Source organism: Pseudomonas sp. B424 (assembly GCF_055408345.1).
In genome coordinates this window covers 50,836-67,338 of sequence record NZ_JBUZTL010000025.1, presented here as the reverse complement: position 1 = coordinate 67,338, position 16,503 = coordinate 50,836, and the positions used below count along the sequence as shown (strand labels likewise).

General features: G+C 51.2%; 15 protein-coding genes. All 15 read right to left on the bottom strand.

Annotated elements, in window-relative coordinates; translation table 11 throughout:
* Positions 1 to 105: 105 nt before the first annotated feature.
* The gene (locus ACZRMS_RS22100) at positions 106 to 375 is read right to left on the bottom strand and encodes a hypothetical protein (protein ID WP_169873056.1); all 270 of its coding nucleotides are present in this window, start codon (positions 373 to 375) and stop codon (positions 106 to 108) included.
* Positions 376 to 468: 93 nt separating this feature from the next.
* Entirely contained in the window at positions 469 to 987 is a 519-nt protein-coding gene (locus ACZRMS_RS22095) for a hypothetical protein (protein WP_463997069.1), read from the bottom strand.
* A gap of 40 nt (positions 988 to 1,027) precedes the next feature.
* The gene (locus ACZRMS_RS22090; protein WP_463997068.1) at positions 1,028 to 1,297 is read right to left on the bottom strand and encodes a TrfB-related DNA-binding protein; all 270 of its coding nucleotides are present in this window, start codon (positions 1,295 to 1,297) and stop codon (positions 1,028 to 1,030) included.
* Between the two features lie 357 nt (positions 1,298 to 1,654).
* Complete coding sequence (locus tag ACZRMS_RS22085; RefSeq protein WP_463997067.1) at positions 1,655 to 1,936, bottom strand: hypothetical protein; 282 nt, start codon at positions 1,934 to 1,936, stop codon at positions 1,655 to 1,657.
* A gap of 71 nt (positions 1,937 to 2,007) precedes the next feature.
* Positions 2,008 to 2,403, bottom strand: coding sequence for a hypothetical protein (locus ACZRMS_RS22080; RefSeq protein WP_463997066.1), 396 nt, complete (start codon positions 2,401 to 2,403; stop codon positions 2,008 to 2,010).
* Positions 2,404 to 2,569: 166 nt separating this feature from the next.
* Positions 2,570 to 2,782, bottom strand: coding sequence for a hypothetical protein (locus ACZRMS_RS22075; protein ID WP_463997065.1), 213 nt, complete (start codon positions 2,780 to 2,782; stop codon positions 2,570 to 2,572).
* A complete protein-coding gene (locus ACZRMS_RS22070) occupies positions 2,775 to 2,909 on the bottom strand; it encodes a hypothetical protein (RefSeq protein ID WP_463997064.1) in 135 nt (44 codons plus the stop codon). The genes ACZRMS_RS22075 and ACZRMS_RS22070 overlap by 8 nt, the downstream gene beginning before the upstream one ends.
* 312 nt (positions 2,910 to 3,221) lie before the next feature.
* Complete coding sequence (locus tag ACZRMS_RS22065; RefSeq protein ID WP_463997063.1) at positions 3,222 to 3,377, bottom strand: hypothetical protein; 156 nt, start codon at positions 3,375 to 3,377, stop codon at positions 3,222 to 3,224.
* 96 nt (positions 3,378 to 3,473) lie between these two features.
* Positions 3,474 to 3,968: a hypothetical protein gene (locus ACZRMS_RS22060; RefSeq protein WP_463997062.1), complete on the bottom strand. Its 495-nt coding sequence runs from the start codon at positions 3,966 to 3,968 to the stop codon at positions 3,474 to 3,476.
* A gap of 36 nt (positions 3,969 to 4,004) precedes the next feature.
* Positions 4,005 to 4,373: a histone-like nucleoid-structuring protein, MvaT/MvaU family gene (locus ACZRMS_RS22055; RefSeq protein WP_169873048.1), complete on the bottom strand. Its 369-nt coding sequence runs from the start codon at positions 4,371 to 4,373 to the stop codon at positions 4,005 to 4,007.
* A gap of 8 nt (positions 4,374 to 4,381) precedes the next feature.
* A complete protein-coding gene (locus ACZRMS_RS22050; RefSeq protein WP_463997061.1) occupies positions 4,382 to 6,550 on the bottom strand; it encodes an ATP-dependent helicase in 2,169 nt (722 codons plus the stop codon).
* A gap of 90 nt (positions 6,551 to 6,640) precedes the next feature.
* Positions 6,641 to 6,910 carry a TrbM/KikA/MpfK family conjugal transfer protein gene (locus ACZRMS_RS22045; RefSeq protein ID WP_463997060.1) on the bottom strand — a complete coding sequence of 90 codons (270 nt, stop codon included), beginning with the start codon at positions 6,908 to 6,910 and terminating at the stop codon, positions 6,641 to 6,643.
* A gap of 4 nt (positions 6,911 to 6,914) precedes the next feature.
* Positions 6,915 to 7,451, bottom strand: coding sequence for a DotD/TraH family lipoprotein (locus ACZRMS_RS22040; protein WP_463997059.1), 537 nt, complete (start codon positions 7,449 to 7,451; stop codon positions 6,915 to 6,917).
* A 125-nt stretch (positions 7,452 to 7,576) separates the two neighbouring features.
* Positions 7,577 to 14,989 carry a helicase-related protein gene (locus ACZRMS_RS22035; RefSeq protein WP_463997058.1) on the bottom strand — a complete coding sequence of 2,471 codons (7,413 nt, stop codon included), beginning with the start codon at positions 14,987 to 14,989 and terminating at the stop codon, positions 7,577 to 7,579.
* A gap of 83 nt (positions 14,990 to 15,072) precedes the next feature.
* Positions 15,073 to 16,494: a hypothetical protein gene (locus ACZRMS_RS22030; RefSeq protein ID WP_463997057.1), complete on the bottom strand. Its 1,422-nt coding sequence runs from the start codon at positions 16,492 to 16,494 to the stop codon at positions 15,073 to 15,075.
* Between the last annotated feature and the right edge of the window lie 9 nt (positions 16,495 to 16,503).

The following is a 16,503-nucleotide window of genomic DNA, read 5'->3' as shown; positions in this document are numbered from 1 at the left end:
CTCGATGAACACTGCATCAGGTCGTTTTGAGCAAATAGCGCTGCGTGCCGTGCAAATTACGACTTGCGGCCGCCGCGCAGCAAGTTGATCGGAGCATCCCTAGGGTCAAAACCAGTTGAACGACTCAAGCAACGTGCCGAGCACCAAAAGGAACCCTTCGCGCTTTCGAATCTTCTTACTGCCGTCATCATGCTTTCTCGTAGCGGTTGGCGTTGGCACTGCCACTTTGATGAACACTTTGGCAGACGGCTCCATATCGATTGGAACATCATAGAAAGCGTGCTGGGCTGTTACACCGTCAACTTTAATCCACGGTTGATCATCCATCTCGAAGCGTGCCTGGGGCTCAAGACTACGAAAAGTGACACGTTTCACTCATGCTCCTTTGGGGTGTTGCTATACGAGGCTGATCATAGTGAGTTAATCCGGCCTATGGGCGGTCTAGGAGAGCCTGAGGCTTAACCTCTATCAGTTCGTCCAAGCGCGTTTTACAAGCTTAAGCTGGTCTTGGCTTAGGCTGGTCATGTCAATAACAGGAATCCCACCGCCTCTAGATGTTGGCTGCAGATGCGAAATGGCTCGAAGTCGGGTTTCGTGAGCGCTTTCTGCCAATTGCATAGCCGTAAGCTTCACACCGTTTAGATGAAACCCTCCTTCGTCGCAAGTGACGGGGACTGAGTTTTCAGCCTCTGGCGGTATTTCCAAGCGAACCGTTATCAGGTGGTCGATGCTGTCGCGATAACGAACAAAAACCGATGCAAATCCACTGTTACAACGAACCTGGTCTTGCGAAAAGTATTCGTGTGAATTGTCTTCCGACACAGCAGATAATCCGGTCTCAGAAGCAATGGAAGCCGTAGCTATTCGCTGACTAACTGTGTAGCTCATGGTTAAGGCTATGATGGAAATTACCAATGCCAAACCTGATACAGCATACGAGCATTTGTTTCTCATGTTCCTACCATTGCTGCCTTTATAAATCGTCACACCGAACTCCAACCCTTAACGCAAAAAATTACTCACCTGACTACAGCTGTCTCATGGTTTCGTCGGCTTTGGCCTCACCTGAATACAGCTTTCTCATGGTTTCGTCGGCTTTAGCGTAACGCTTCACTGTATTACTCACTGCCGTTCGATCTGCACCCGCCGCACGCATTGCGTTAGCTTGGGACATACTCTCTACAAGAACCATGCGTGCTGCACGATTGGATGCGCTTGTAGGGTCGCCGCGCATGAGCTTTACCAAGGTGTCGAACTGCTCGCCTGTCATTGCATCTTTCTCCGAATATGTCGCCATTAGCGCTGGGTCACCTGATGACCCGGCTCCACGTTCAAAACGAGGCTGAGAGTACCTGGTGTATGGCCTCTCACTCTCAGTTGAGAGCCCAGAGTGGAATATCACAAAGGGCAATGTATACCCCTAGGCATATACCTGCAAGAGCCGTTGCGCCAACTCGGCATGACACAAGCGGCCAAAAAATAGATTCGTCGTTCATGTGTCGAATTTGGAAGAAAAATCCAAAATTACTGAAATAGGTGCGACAACAACAAAACTCGCATGAGCTGGTAATTGTGTGTGGCGAGGTTTTTCCTTGAACTACGGTCTATTGAGCGAAGCCGCGTCTTGGCGAACTCCGCTGATGTCCGGTGTTCTTTAATTTAATTTTGAACGGTCGCGTTTTATTACAGGCTCACCAGCTGCGGCCGCACGTTTCACTTCGGTGTACTGTTTCTCAAGAAAAAGCATGCGTTCAACAGCCCCTTCACTCATCCCGCTCTCTTCAACGTGGCAAAGCTCGATGAGGGCCTCTAGGACTGTCGTAGCTTCAAAGTATTCTTCTGCAAGCACATCTGTAGTCCCAGCATCCAGAATGCCTGTGACGGTGTACAGATGGTTGAGCGCAAGATTTAGCACGGTCATCTCAAATGCGGTCATCGAGAGGTTTTTCCTTTCTAGGACGATGATTGGGGTCGATCAATGCCCTACCTAAGCGCAAGAATAAAATATCACTCACCACCTTCTTCATTATTCGGAAATCTAAATAACCGCCTGGTAAGGTCAGCAAGAATCGGGATGACTACTTTTCCAATCGGAATTCCGACGCCTATGCTAATAATGTTTCCGAGGAAACGTTCCGATGCAGAACTGAAAAAATTAGCCGGAGATACCAGCGCGATAAGTACAGGGACAATGCAAAAGAACGCAGTTAGGCTCGCAGTCCATTTAAAGCTCGCCTCTTTGATTTCCAAGGCCAGGACGAGTACAGCAATCGTGGTAAAAAATAGGGCGTCTTCCAGATTTGGCGCGTGGCCCCAAATTACTCCAGAAAACGTCATGCCAAGCACAAAAACTACAGCTGATATATAGAGAGGTGTATTTGCAATTCGTTTAAATTTATTCATGGATACCCCTAACACCCCATTCTTCCGCTATCACTTCCCTCAATCCGTGAGTGCGAACATAGTTTACCACGAACTACAGGGTCAACTTGCGCACTGCTTCGAGGTAAGCCTCGGTGCATGGCTGGCATGCCCACGGCTCACCATGGCTACCTGTGCGACTTTTCCTTCAAGAATCGACCACGTTGAAATGGTCGCTGCCTTCGTAGTCCTTCCACTGGCGTGGATCTGATTCGCAGGTGCCACACATATCAGGAATAAACAGCGCGTTGGGACCAACCTCGATCCAGTCCCACAAGCGAGGTCGTGCCGGGTAATCGCCCTGACATAGCGGGCACGGCAACATCAGACGCGGCCAGTACGCCGAGCTGCTGTCAGACACCGTTTGAGGCCTCGGAAGCTTCCTTGCGGACATGCTCACTTGGGGCATGTGCAGCGGCTTGCTGGCCGTCGTCGGCCAACACCTCCTCATTGGTGCCTGTTACAAACTGATTAGCCTGAATTGCCATGGTCTGCCTTCCTGCTGGATCTGAGTGCCCAAAGTGGTTTGTTCCTACGTCCTCGGCCCCGCGTTTGACGGCGGGGTTTGTACATACCTGGGCGACTTTTCCTACAGTTCCGTGTGTTCGTTGCGTTCTCGCTGCTCACAATCAGCGATGACCGCGTTTGTTGCCTGGATGACCTCATCCAACCGGCGCCGAACGATCTGCAAGTCAGATGGTTCCAGAAGGTCACCAATAGCCAATAACGCGCCTAACTCCTTTGCGGCTTGTGAAGCCACTTGTTCCAACGAGGTAGGCCCTTGTCTGTCTGCCATGCCCTTACCTGCCTGTGTTCTGTTGATTTATGTCCACTTTTATCTGTTGCGCATCAGTTTTGCTTTTCCATTCCTCAAAGCGCTTCCTAAATTCTGCTATTCCCTTTTGAGTTTTTTTTTCAAGCTCTGCCCTAGTGTCGGGATCAACTTCTTGACTCATGGGATTTCCTTGGTGAGAGTTACATTGGTTGCCGGTCCAGCGTGCTAGGGCATTTGACTTGCCCTCTCCCGCAGCGCGGCTTCTGTCAGCAAGCTGCTAGACGGTTTCCACCGCGAGGGAGTGCTTTAGGTGCCACTCGAAGGCCTCCCGCTTCTCTTGCAAATCTTGGCCACATTGAGGATTGCTGGCGTGGTGATTGATATGTGTTGAGATTGCCTGGTTGAGCAGGCTCCATGCATCGATGAGGGTCTGCCGCGACGGTGTCGTCATCAGCATTAGCCGACCAACAATTTCCTGATTGAAACTGCGATCTTTGTCTACGCCATGAGCTGCGATTGTTAGGCTGTGTTGTAGTTCGTTAGTAATGCGAATGCCGAAGGATGTATTCGCCTGCTGAAGTACAACTGGAAGGCAATGAAGAGTTGGAAAACGAATGAGGCTCTCACAAAGCAGGTGGGCAATATAAGAGTTGATGCTTCGGCCTTGAGCTACTGCTCCAGATTTCACGACACTGTGAAGTTCCGACGTGTACCTCACAGGGTATGCGTACTTTTCGACTCGCTTCATACCCACCTTAGTCAGATTATCCATTGAAGCGCTGCCCTTTCGAGCAGCACAGATGGAGGATTAGTCAGCTTTTAACCAGCTTTGAACAACATCTTTACCGTACTGAGCGTTCCATGCTTTCAGAGTTTTGTTATTGCCACCCTTGGTTTCCACGATTGATCCATCGTGTGGATTTACATAGGTCAACAAGGCACGAGGCTTACGTGTCTTAGGCTCTGCAGTTCTGAATGCTGCCGGACGAGTCGATTGAGGATCAAGAATATTAATGATGTCGCGAAGTGATTTATGGTTCTCGTCTAGTAAAATGCGTAGCTTAGATTCGAACTCATTGTCCCGCGCAAACTCTGGATCTTCCTCAATAGCAGCCATCCGCTCCATGGCCGACTTCACCGTTAGTTCGAGTTCTTTATATTCTCTGATCAAGCTCATTTTAGCACCTAATTAATCTTTGCAACTCGGTAGTTGCAATTCAATTCTTCGAGGTATTGATTTATCAATTCAGGGGAGGATGCTTTTAGCGAATCCCTTCCCTTGCCACCAGCTAGGATGTAAGGCAACGCTTGTGACAGGAACAGGTTGCTTTCATACAAAAACTGACTGGCTACCCCAGCGTTTTTTACAAAAGGTATTACATCATCACAGTTGCCGCCCTTACAAGCTCTCAACCATGGATCGAGCCTCGGATCTCTTGGCGCGATGAAATACAGTGCGCGAATAGCCCGCGTCATCGCAACGTAAAACAGACGCCGCTCATCTTGGAGATGGGATTCGATTTTACTCTTGTCGATGGATCTTGGGATGATGGGGAACGAGCCCTGCCAAAGGCTAGGCATTATCACGCAAAGCCATTCCATCCCTTTCGCTCGATGACAGCTGGTAATTAAGAGGGCAGTCGTCTCTTGCTTTGCTTTGTCAGACGTATCGAGCAGGTCCTGTAGGTGATTCATGAACTCGGGTAAAGATTTGCCCTTTGAGTTCACTTTCACGTACTCGATGAACGCCTCTACAAGACTGATGATTTCGTCGGCCTCCTCCCGCTTCCCAGCCTCTTGGACTATGCACTTTTCAATGTCCAAGAAATACAGCAGCTCCTTCAACAGGATTGCCGCCTTTGGAAAGCTTCGACCTTTACCGATTGCTCGCAGCTTTCGCCATAGTTTTCCGCGATAAACAACCCGCTCGGCCTGAGCCTGGTTTTGAGCAGCAACGTGATTGGAGACAAATCTACTGAAACCCAAACCATCTTCAGGTTCCTGTAGAACGAGCTTGGTCAGAATACCGCTTTTCTCCCACCCCAAGTTCAAGGATGGGACATCAATGAATTTTCGAGCCTCGATAATCGAGCCGATGTCTGGCTCGCCAGCATAGGGGTTTATCGCTGCCTGGCCAGCGGCCAGTTTCATCCAGCCTATGAGGGACGCTACCCATTTGTTTTCAAGAACTGAAGCCTCATCTCCTCCTTCAATTCTGAACGGGATACCGTGCTGCAACAGGTCAAACTGACTGGCCGCTGATTTCGAGTATGAGCGCACCAGCACAACCATCTCAGTAAGACTCCCTCCATCGGCAAGCCACTTCTCAACAATGCTGACAATCTTTGGCTTACCGCTTACGGGCTGGTCATATTCGAGAAAGAGCTTTGTGTCAGGTGCCTTTTCGCCCGAAACACACATTTTGTCAGCACGGTCTGAGTTACCAGCAATCACGTAATTTGAGGCGCATGACAGGGCGTGGCCATAACGCCATGTACGGTTCAGCGTGTAGGTGGTAGCACCTGGGAAGTCATCATGGAACCGGCGAAGGATGTATTCAGCTTTTGCGCCGCGCCAGCCGTAAATGGTCTGATCGTCGTCGCCCACTGCCATTACTTTGGCCTGCTTACCTGCAGATACTAAGCCCGCCGTAAAACGAATCAGGGCTTGCTGGCTCTCGCAGATGTCCTGGTACTCATCAATGATGATGTGGTCGAACCCGCCCCGAAGATAAGCTGCAGCTGCGGGGTTTTCCAACATGATGGTTACCGGGTCGTAGATCAGGTCAGAGAAGAACCTGACCTTCTTCTGATGACGCTCTTTCTCGAACTGGCGGTACCACTGGACGAACCAGTCATACCGAGCTGGCCAGTCCCCATCAGCGAAAACCTCAGCCGGAGGTTTTAGATCGCTTTTGACTCGGTCAACGAAGCTCAAAAAGTCACGAGCTACAATGCGCGGGTATTTGTGGCCATGCTTCTTACATGCGGTTTCGATCACTTCTACAGTGAATTTGATGGCTTTGGACGGCTCACCACTGAACGCCCATTGCTCAGCGTACCCACCAAGGATCAGTCGACGAAGGGTGATAGTTCCAAGACTATGGAATGTTACCGATTGAGGTGCGTTGCGCTTGCCTAGCCGTCTTTCTAGGCTGGCGCGGAGGTTCTTTGCAGCCCCAAGATTAAACATGACTGCAATCACTCGGGTAGGATCAAATCGTCCCGCTTCAACCAGTCGAGCAATGCGCTCCACCATGGTTGTGGATTTTCCAGAGCCTGCCACAGCCAGAACTAAAGCGGGCTCTTCAAATGGATGGTGAACAATTTCTTGCTGCTGCGGGGAAAGAGCCAAGGCAAATCATTCCAAACGAATCTTAAGAGGGCTATCGGAGTTAGGCGCGAAGCCTGGACCTCACCGCACACCCCTACGGCATTTAGTCCATCAATCTTTCGGGCAGATGCTCAAAAAGTTACCGCGATATTTTTTCTTCATGTTGTAGTACTTTTTGAGGGGATTGACGCACTCGGCTAGATTTCCCCCGCCAGCCAAGCAGAGAACTGCTTCGCAAGACTCAGTTTGATCTTTCGATAGTTCCTTCGGTACCAAGACGGGAGCCGGGAGTGGAGATGAACTCTTTTTCGAGTCATCTGCAGAAACTGACATCGATGTGGCAAGCGCCGCAAAAAGCGAATACGCAATTAGCATTTTCATGTGATCACCGTTCGTTGGTGCTAAACGATTTACCGCCCTGCGCATCTTTGTAAGCAATGATGATCTGGCGTAGGTTTGCGATGACGCGCACGTCTGCCGATGATCCTGCTTGGTAGCCTGCGTCGGCAACCCAAAGCACTGGCGGTCGGCGCTGTTCGGTGAAAGCGACCATCAGTGGTAAAGCTGGTCGTGTACCGATGATTACTGGGGCAGGCCAACCGACAGTGCTTGCGATGCTTTTTAAGAAAATTTCCAGCTCGCCATTGAAGCCACCCTCAAGCAAGAGCGGTGCCCGCAACTCAGGAGGTACTTTTGTCAGATCGATCTTTAACTCCTGCGTAACGCGGTTTCGTTGACTGCGAACTGACTGAGCCAGCGACGCCTGCTCTGCTGCACGCGCAACACGCTGAGCCGCATCATTCAATTCTTGAACTGCTGGATCGCCCTCGGTCATCAAAGGTCGCGGTTCTTTGTTAGCACAACTTGCCAACGTCATTGCCGAGACCAGCACGCATAGCTTTAAAGTGAATTTGATCTGCACCTGCTTGCTCCATTTACTATATTTAATGATATTGCACGTAGCTAAAACGAAAGATACCGAAATTTTGGCGACTTGTCATGGACACAAAAAACCCGCCGAAGCGGGTTTTGTGTTGCTACGTGTTATCAACCAAATCGCATGCTGGTCCGATTCCCCTCCTCTTGACTATCCGAGTGATCAAAGTCAGCTACATGGTTGCGCTCAAACCCCATAGGTGCATCTGCGAGATCACGATCACCGTTTGCCGCAATCTCCTGTTCCAGCTCTGACAGCTGAACCCTACGATCTTCCTCGGCGCGCAAGATAGACATTCGGGCTTCAAAGGGGTCCGTGGTATCGGTTGAGTTGAAGTCTTGAGCGGCAAACCAGCTGTTCAACTCTCGTTGCCGGTCTTTCATGTCAACAAAGTCCGCCTCTTGAGGCCACTCCGCGTCGAGCCTGAAATCCTTCACAAGCTCGTAACTGGCTTCGAGCTTCTTCTTCTCGTGTAGCAAGTTTTGAGAACGGAACTCTGTATCGTAGATCTCCCGGATGATTTGACCCATGGATTGAGGGTTTTTCGAAATACCGAATCGCCCTGGTAGTAAAGCATCGTCCACTACTGCACGAATGAAGCTTTGCTTGGTGACAAGATCGTTTTGTACGACGTACTCGATCTTTCCGATTGAGATTCCCAGTCTCTCGTAATCCTTGTTGAATTTCATGAGCCTGGCCTCAGCAATCGGAAGGCGCTGAAGAATTGCCTCTCCCGCCTCCGTTGCCCTGAGCACCGTGGTGGAACCATCATGACCCAGCTTCGTTACGGCTCCAGTGACCGTAACTACTTTGCGCCCACCTGTGTCCTTAGGCAGTGCCTCGGCGACTATCAACTCCGATGCAATACGTTTTCCGCAATTGTTGATCGCTTGACTCAAGCGCCGTGCTTCACTCGACTTGGTGTACAAATCGCTTTGCCATGCTCGGCGCCTACGCTCGGCCTTGTTAACCTGGTCGTCCAATTCAACTTTTTCGCGGATCTTCGGATTCCCAGTTGTAACCGCCATCACCTCGGCATAGCCAAGATCGATCTCCTCGCTAACTTCGCGGCCAGCCTTGGTTGGATCGCCTAAAGCCTGCGCAATGAAATTGGCCTTACGCTGATTCCCACCCCACATGAACAGATCGAACGAATCCTTGGTGGTGTAACGGTAGTTACGAACATTTTCAAAAAACTTGTTGCCCTGGCGCTCGATCCGCCCCCGTCGCTGCGCTATGTCAGATGGCCTCCATGGACAATCGACATCATGCATCGCAACCAGCCGCTCCTGGATGTTGGTCCCTACACCCATTTTTTCAGTCGAACCAATGATTACTCGGATCTCGCCTTTGCGGACTTTCTCGAACAAGGTCTCTTTTTCAACATCGTTTTTGGCTTCATGAACAAAAGCAATTTCATTGTCCGGAATCCCTCTTGCCACTAGCAGGTCCCGAAGTTTTTGGTAGGTCGTGAACGAACCGTCTGTTTTAGGAGTGCCCTGATCCATGAACACGATCTGAGCGGCATTCACATCTCCGTGAGCTTCCCACTCGAAGTGGACGTTCTTGGCTACCTCGCCCAGCTTGAGGCTTGCGTCGTCTGGAATGAGTGGGCTCACCAGTCGCATGTCCAGCGCAGCTTTACGTCCAGCAGTCGCAATGGCCAGCATGTTGTCTTCATGAGGTTTCACCTTGCCCGTACGCACCTTCGTTGCACGTATGGCCAGATGCTTCATAAAGTCTTTCTGAAAATCACTCTGATCGACAGAGATGATTATCAGCTCAACATCAGGTACTGGGAGGTTCAAATCATTTGGATTTTTTACGTCTGCGAATGAGCGGAACAGCTTGATCATTTCCGGCAGGTTGACGAACCTTGCGAAGCGCTCGTTCACTCTGAACCCGCCACCCTCAGGTAAGGGCTCAAGGGCTGTTACCACATCACCAAAGCGCTTAGCCCACTCATCAAAGTCATGGATGCCCTGGTCGATGAAGAGGTCAGGGCGAAGCACGGAGCCGTGCACGTACAATTCGCAAATGGTGTTGGCGACTGGTGTACCTGTAAAGGCATTAATTCCAAAGCTGCGACCATGCAAATCACGCATGTACTCGGCCAGCATTTTGTAGTTTTCCGCTCGTTGAGAGCCCCCACGCGTGACACCAAGCACATCCATGTTGGAGTTGATGGCGAGGTTTTTAAAAAGGTGCGTCTCATCGACGTTGATCAGGTCGATACCCAACTTGTCTATGGTGAGAACGCCTGTCTTGCGCTGTGCGTCTTCGAAGACCCTTTTAACGTTATCGAGCTTAGACACCTGTGTCTTCAGATGGGCTTCCAGTTGACGCTTAATACGGCCATCGGTCCCCTCGATTTTTGCACTGATTTTGTCGATGTTCTTGAGTAGCTCCCGTGATTGGATTTCGAGTGGTGCCTGGAGACGATTCATCATCCCGTGAGTGAACACGACCAGATCCCAATCGTTGTTTCGGGTGCGGGCAAGGAACCGCTGGCGAGCAGCCCCCTTCAAGTCATCAGCGGTGACCTGCAGTATGCGTGCAGACGGGAACATCTGTTTCGCTTCACGCGTGATTTGCCCAAGCATGTGGTTGGGTACCGCAATCGCCGGTTTGTTGCACATGCCTACTTGCTTGAGTTTGATTGCGATGGCGACCATTTCAAAAGTCTTACCCGCTCCAACGCAGTGAGCTGCCATGCAGTTTTTGCCCATCAGGGCCATGGCTGCAGCATCACTCTGGTGATCTCGCGGGTGCCATGTAGCAGCTAGACCTGGAAACGTCAGGCGTGAGCCATCGATCTTAGGTAGCGCAATGGTGTTGCAGTTGGCGTTGTACATCTCGGTGTAACGATGGATTCGATCTACATCGCGGCCAACCCACGTTCTGAACGCAGACTCGATGTCTTCCTGCTTGGTGCGGGAAGCCATGGTGCGTTCGTCATTAACTGAAGATTTGCCATCAGTGCTTTTATCGTAATGCGTTGGCTTCTGTGCGTTGAGCTGCATTTCCAGCAGCTTTTCGAAAGAGCAATCTTTTGTACCGTGTAGGGTGCTACGACGGGTTTCATGGTTGGTCTTGAATGAGCTTGAAACCTCAACAGTCCACAAACCGACCTCAGCGGTGTGGCTCACGCTAAAATCCCGAGGTGACAGTTCTTGACCGAACAGCTCGCTAACAAATGCTTCAATGTCGCGCTCTGGAATCCAGCCGACGCCTAAGCGAAGCGAGATGTCCTCGAAGGGAATTGGAGAGGGTTGAGCTTCACGCAACTTTTCAACGTTGACATGGAGTTCTGGCATTGTCTCCAGCGCTTGCTCGGCATCAGCTAACTTGCGCACGACGTTGCCGCTCAGATACTGGTGCTGCGCTTCGTACTCGTGAGTTTGCGGATTCAGGAATACCAGATCCCCAAGTAACTTCTGCTTGATCTGATCAACATCTTGTCCGAGTGCTTCGGACATGAACTCGAAGTCGATACGTCCCTTGATGTCCAAGGAGTGGAAATAGGCGTCCTCTGCCGTCTCAATGTTAGGGACCAGCTCAGCACCTATGACACGCTTATCGAACGTATCTGCCAGCGCCAGCACCTGCTCTTCTTCATCATCCCAAATCTCAAGCGCGCAGACTTCAGCAGACCCGGCGTCATCACCATAAATGCGAACGTTCTTAGTGGTGTTTACGGCGCCATGCTTTTTGGTGAACGCGTCGTACAGACCTTTCGTCTTTTCCTGAGCTGCACCCAAAACGACATCGCTGCCATTGAGTTGGGCTGAGATCAACTCACGGCATGCATCACGCAATTCGATGTACGCAACCATGGTGGCAGCTCGTTTCCCGGAAAATTTCGTTTCCGCGACAACATGCTCAAAGCCCAGCAGTACACCTTCCTCATCGAATTTGTGAGCGATGTCTACTATTTCAAGAATGCGTCCATCGTCGACAATGATGTTGTCGCCAACAAAATTGGATTGCCGTTGTTCAATGCGGGCAAAACTGCTCCAGTCCTCATCTTGATATTCTTTTTGATTGGTGGAAATACTCTGCTCGGTAGGCTCCCAAGCTGCTTTGTGGGCGATGCCTTCCGGCATAAACGCAGTGACTCGCGCATCGATCTGCACTTGCAATGCGTCGAAGCGATCAACAATGGTCTGTGCCTGGAGTTGCTTGTTGTGCAGGACTGGCTTTGGTCCAAAAGCAGTTCCGACCATTTCGTACTTACCAAGTACATTTTGGGGGTTGTCCAAAAAATACCGGTTGATGGACTCGCTACCCTCCTCATCCGGATACATCAGCCCAGTTGACTCATCGAGGGACACCCTGACCGATTCGGTGAAGTCATATGCTGGCTTAGTACCTTCGGGTCTGCGCTGAAGGAACAGAATGTCAGTCGCAACGCTCGCATTGAGGTGCATGAACGCTTCGCACGGTAAGCGTACGGCGCCGATTAAGTCGGCCCGGTTGAGCATCTCTTTTCGGACAGTGTCGTCGAGCTTGTCCAACGAACCAGCTGACGTAATGACTGCCGAAATCCCACCTGGCTTAAGCTGATCAAGGCTTCGCAGGTTGAAATAGTCATGGATATGGTGAGCGTCCGGGTAATTCGAATCATGAATTTTGGATGATCCGAAAGGGACGTTCCCAATCACTGCGTCGAAGTCACGCGCTAGGATTGCGTGCTCATATTTGGCGTTAATGATCCTGGCATCAGGCGCAACTGCAGAGGCAAGCCGCGCAGTGATTGGGTCACATTCGACACCTATCAACGTAGCGTGACATTGTACCTTGTCAGGAGCTGACGCAAAAAAGGCAGCTGAGCCGCAACCAGCGTCTAAAAACTTGCCGCCCGCGCTGACACCCGCCCGCATAACACCGTTCCAGATTGCTGAGCACAATTGAGGTGGGGTGTAGTAGGACTCAAGCCGGTTCTCCAAATATGACCGCTGAAAATCTGCAGGAGTCATTCCCAAAGATTGTGCAATTTGGTTACCAGCATAGTTGGCGTGACTCTGGCGGTGGTCTACGCGAAGCTTCTCACCCTCCACGCCCCAGCCCCTGAACGATGACAAAACGCGCTTGCTCACATCCCCGTGTGCCTCTCCTGATTCAACTGATACCAGTGCGGCGAAGATCGCGTTGGTCGAAGGTGTATGACCCTGTGTATCGAGCATGTGCTGCAGCGTAGAGCCGCGCCAAACGCGATCAATCGCGAACGCTGGCACGTCACCATCGTCACTGAAGGAGGACGTGCTCGGTTCGGATGGGGAATTACCTTCTGGTCCGCTTACTGCACCGACAGCACTCGTTACAGTTACAGGGCTCTCTATGTGCTCCGCAGAGCCATTTGAACGCTCTGGTGCGGCGTCTGTCGCTTGAGCCCCCTGTTCGGCCTGTACGCGCTTCAGGAGCGCCTTCATTTGCCCATAAGGGGTGTGTTGCATACGAGTAATAAGCGGAGTGACCAAAAGCTTACGCTCGATGTCGTTCAGCTCTTGTTCGTACTCTTTGCGGTACCGACTATCAGCAATCGCCATACGCATCTGTTCATCGACACTGGCTGTGACGATGACCGAAGCATTCAGCTTTCGATTTTCTTCGATGTAGGCGCTTGCAAGGCTGTCTTGCGGGTCTATACCTGCGTAGTAGATACCATCAAGGAATTTGCCATTCTCATTCGCATGACCCAGCAAGGGGCGAGAGGCATTCATAACAAGCCACCCTTCGGGGAAGCTTGGTTGAGACTCAGCTGTAGCTACTACGGATTTCAGGGTTTGCAGCTGCTCATCCAACGCAGAGTTCGCTGGTTCAATAGCGGGATTTGGCTCAACAGAGTCTGACGCCACCTTCGCTGGTGCCTGCTCCTGTGCCTGAGACTCAGAAGATTGAACCGACGCTACCGTTTCAGGATTACGACCAGTGATTAGGTGCGGCCAAATTGCAGCTACTTCTTCCAGTAACTGCATCCCCACAAAGGCGATTGGGGTGGATAGAGTGTCGCGCACCTCGAAGATCGGTAGAACCTGGCCCTTACCGTGGCCAGTGATCTGTAAACCCCCATTGCCTACGCCGATTACTACTGACTCACCAAACGGAGAGCGGTAGAGATACTCAGGGGCCCCGGTGCTTGGCTCTTCATCCGCAACAAACTCAAAGCCTGAACTGGTCAGCAGGCCGCCAAGGCCTTCATTTCCAGTCATGCGCCGAGTAATGGATGCAGCCAGCACTGAGTCATTTTGAGAGGCGAAGTTGAAGGCATGAGCTAAATTGGCCTCCTCCCCCGTGTAATGGGTAGCAAAGTGCTCGACGATATTGTCGCGCATGCCCATATGATGCAGCTCTCGCCGCTGATCTTGGGTCAAATAGAGAGAGGCTGCTCGCCCACCTGACATGCCAGCGAGCGCATGCTCGAATGCTTCACGATCAACCCCGTTGCCATTCATGCCAGTTTGATAAAGGGCGTAAGCGGTGTCGTATTCACGGCGGTTGAAAGCTTCGCGGGTATCCCAGTAATCGTCGGATTCTAGGTCTTGGCTTTTCTGTACCTGGTGCTCATCACTTAGCTCTAGAACAGGCGCAGCTATGTCCTGGTCAAACGGGTTTTCAAGATCTGATGCGCCACTCAGCCCCGTGCCGTAGTTCTCACTAACAGCGTCGTACTCCAGCTGGCTAAAACCTTCGCTGGTGCGCGCTTCGGGTGTTTGAATTGGCTCAGACTCTGGCGCAAGCAAAGGCTCAGAACTTTCAGCGGCAGGCAGAGCGGCTTTAATTGCCTCTGCCTCATTCGGTTGGGTTAGTGCTTCGCTTTTCCCTGATGTTCCTCGCGCAGCGTCTGTATCTGCAGGCTCAGATTGCTCAGCAGAGTCTCCGCCGCGAACGACTTCGCCTGGTTGTTCCACGCTGCTCGTACCAGATGAGTCGCTTCTCGATTTAGTGGATTCAGTTTCCGGTACTCCTTCTCCAGTTGCCGGGCCCTGTCGATCAGGATCTCCTCCTGTTCGTTCAGATAACTGGTCAACGTGCCCGACTGGTGTAGGGACAACATCATCTGAGGATTGCTTTCGTACATCAGGCTGTGGAGCGTCCTTGACCAGTACCCCATTGGCTCCAGCACCGCCAGCATTGAGGCCTCTAGCGGTATTGCGAGCTGTAATTCCTGTAGGGCGGCTTCTTGGCTCTGTGTTTGTTTCATGCTTAACACCTGTTTCTTGGCGCTGTTTAATATCAAATTTGGCTGCTGGCGAAATTTCCTCTACAGGCAGATCCACTACCGAACAGTTTGGAAAGCTTTTTCGGAGATCTGTCAGTCGAAAACCAGTATGGCTTCGCGTCCAGTACTGCTTGTTAGGGAACCTTACATCACGTGAAAAACCAAGTGAGGTAAGGATGGCAAGCGTCTGCTGGTCCTGAAGGCCTGGGCCAGCGAAAAGAAGAGTGTGATTCTTTTTGGGTGATCTATCTCGACCAAGTACGAGCTTAATCCCGTAGCTTTTGAAGTCGAGCCATTTCATTGTTTGACTCATATACACCATCCAACACAGGACAAGCCGAGCGGCAATGCCACTCGGCTAGATAACATTGAGAGCGAATGGGCTTAGCCCATGCGGGGTGCATGGCGCTGGGCAGAAAGCGCTTCAGCTTGCTTAAGCAAATCGTCAACGTCGTCAAAATTATCCAGACCGGTGCCTAATTGCTCGATGATTTGCACGTCCGTGTCGAGCCCCTCCAAGTCATATTCGGCTGGATTGAATTCTTGGCTCGCGTTTACTGGGGCGCTTTTTACTACTGCTGCTTGTTGATTTTGCTCATGAACCAACGGCTGTTGCGGTGCTTTGTCGTCAGGGAAATCGTTCAGCTCAAGCGCTTTCTCGCGGGACATCGCCGGACTTTGAGAGGCTTGCGAGCTTTGCGCGGCTATAGCGTGGTCAGGCGCAGCATTTGGCACGCCAGCAGCTAAGTTTTTCCGGGCCTCGATACGCTCGATTTCGTTGGAGAAAAGAGGGACCTTCGCGGAGGCCTTGCCCCCTGGAACAGGGACAGTATCTACAACGGCGAATTTGTTGGTGCGCGTCATTTTTACATGAAGAAACGTCTCGCGATGACCTGCAAATGAACCTCCTCCATCCTTTTGGATTTCATAGGCTTGCGGAACGCTGTAGTACTCGCGGGAGATTTTTTCGTTGGATGTGACTTTGTCGCGACCGACATTGATGACCAAACCCGGCACCACAGCGATGTCTACTTTCTGCAGTTCTTGGATGGGAGTTCCTGCACCTATCAGGTTCTTCATCACCGTATTTAATGTGATCACACCCTGGGTTTTTTCAATACGCTCTAGCAATTCTTTATCTGTTGGGAAGCGGACACCCTTCTGCTTATCGTTGGGGTCAACAAACATCGCTCCGACGCCAAAAACCTTGAAGCTTTGGTCTGCAAAGCGAACCGTTACCATGGGGGTCAGGCCGCGATTAGCACCATTACCCCAGATTGGCTTACCTACCATGTCGTGGGTAATACCTGATGACTCCTCGGCATCCCACTGCTTGAGGTGGTGCAAGATTGATGCTGACAGACCTGTTTGTACTTCAGAACCATTCAAAATGGTGCCAGAGCTTTTTGGGTCGTATGCAATAACTTGAGCACCCACCATGTTTGAGCCCGGCGTAGTTCTCACTGGAAGCGGTTGCATTACAGCATTCAAGCAAAAGCTGTTCTGATCATAAGTGTGAAAGTACTTCGCCTTAAACACGGCACCGGGATGCTGTGGGCTGCGCTCCACCTTGTCTGCACGCATAAGGTCGCCTGCCTTTGGCACGGCCTGGCCAGCAGATGACTTAACCGCAATTACTGCAACACGCTCATTGGTATCCATACGAACCCCAACGACCTTGAACACATCATGGTTGGTTGGCGAGTGAACCGGGTCATGCTGAACCTGGATCATGAAGACCTTCGGGTCTGAAGCTTTTTGTTCCTTTTTCAGCGTCTCTTTAAATAGCGCATTGATGTCTACCATTTATAACTC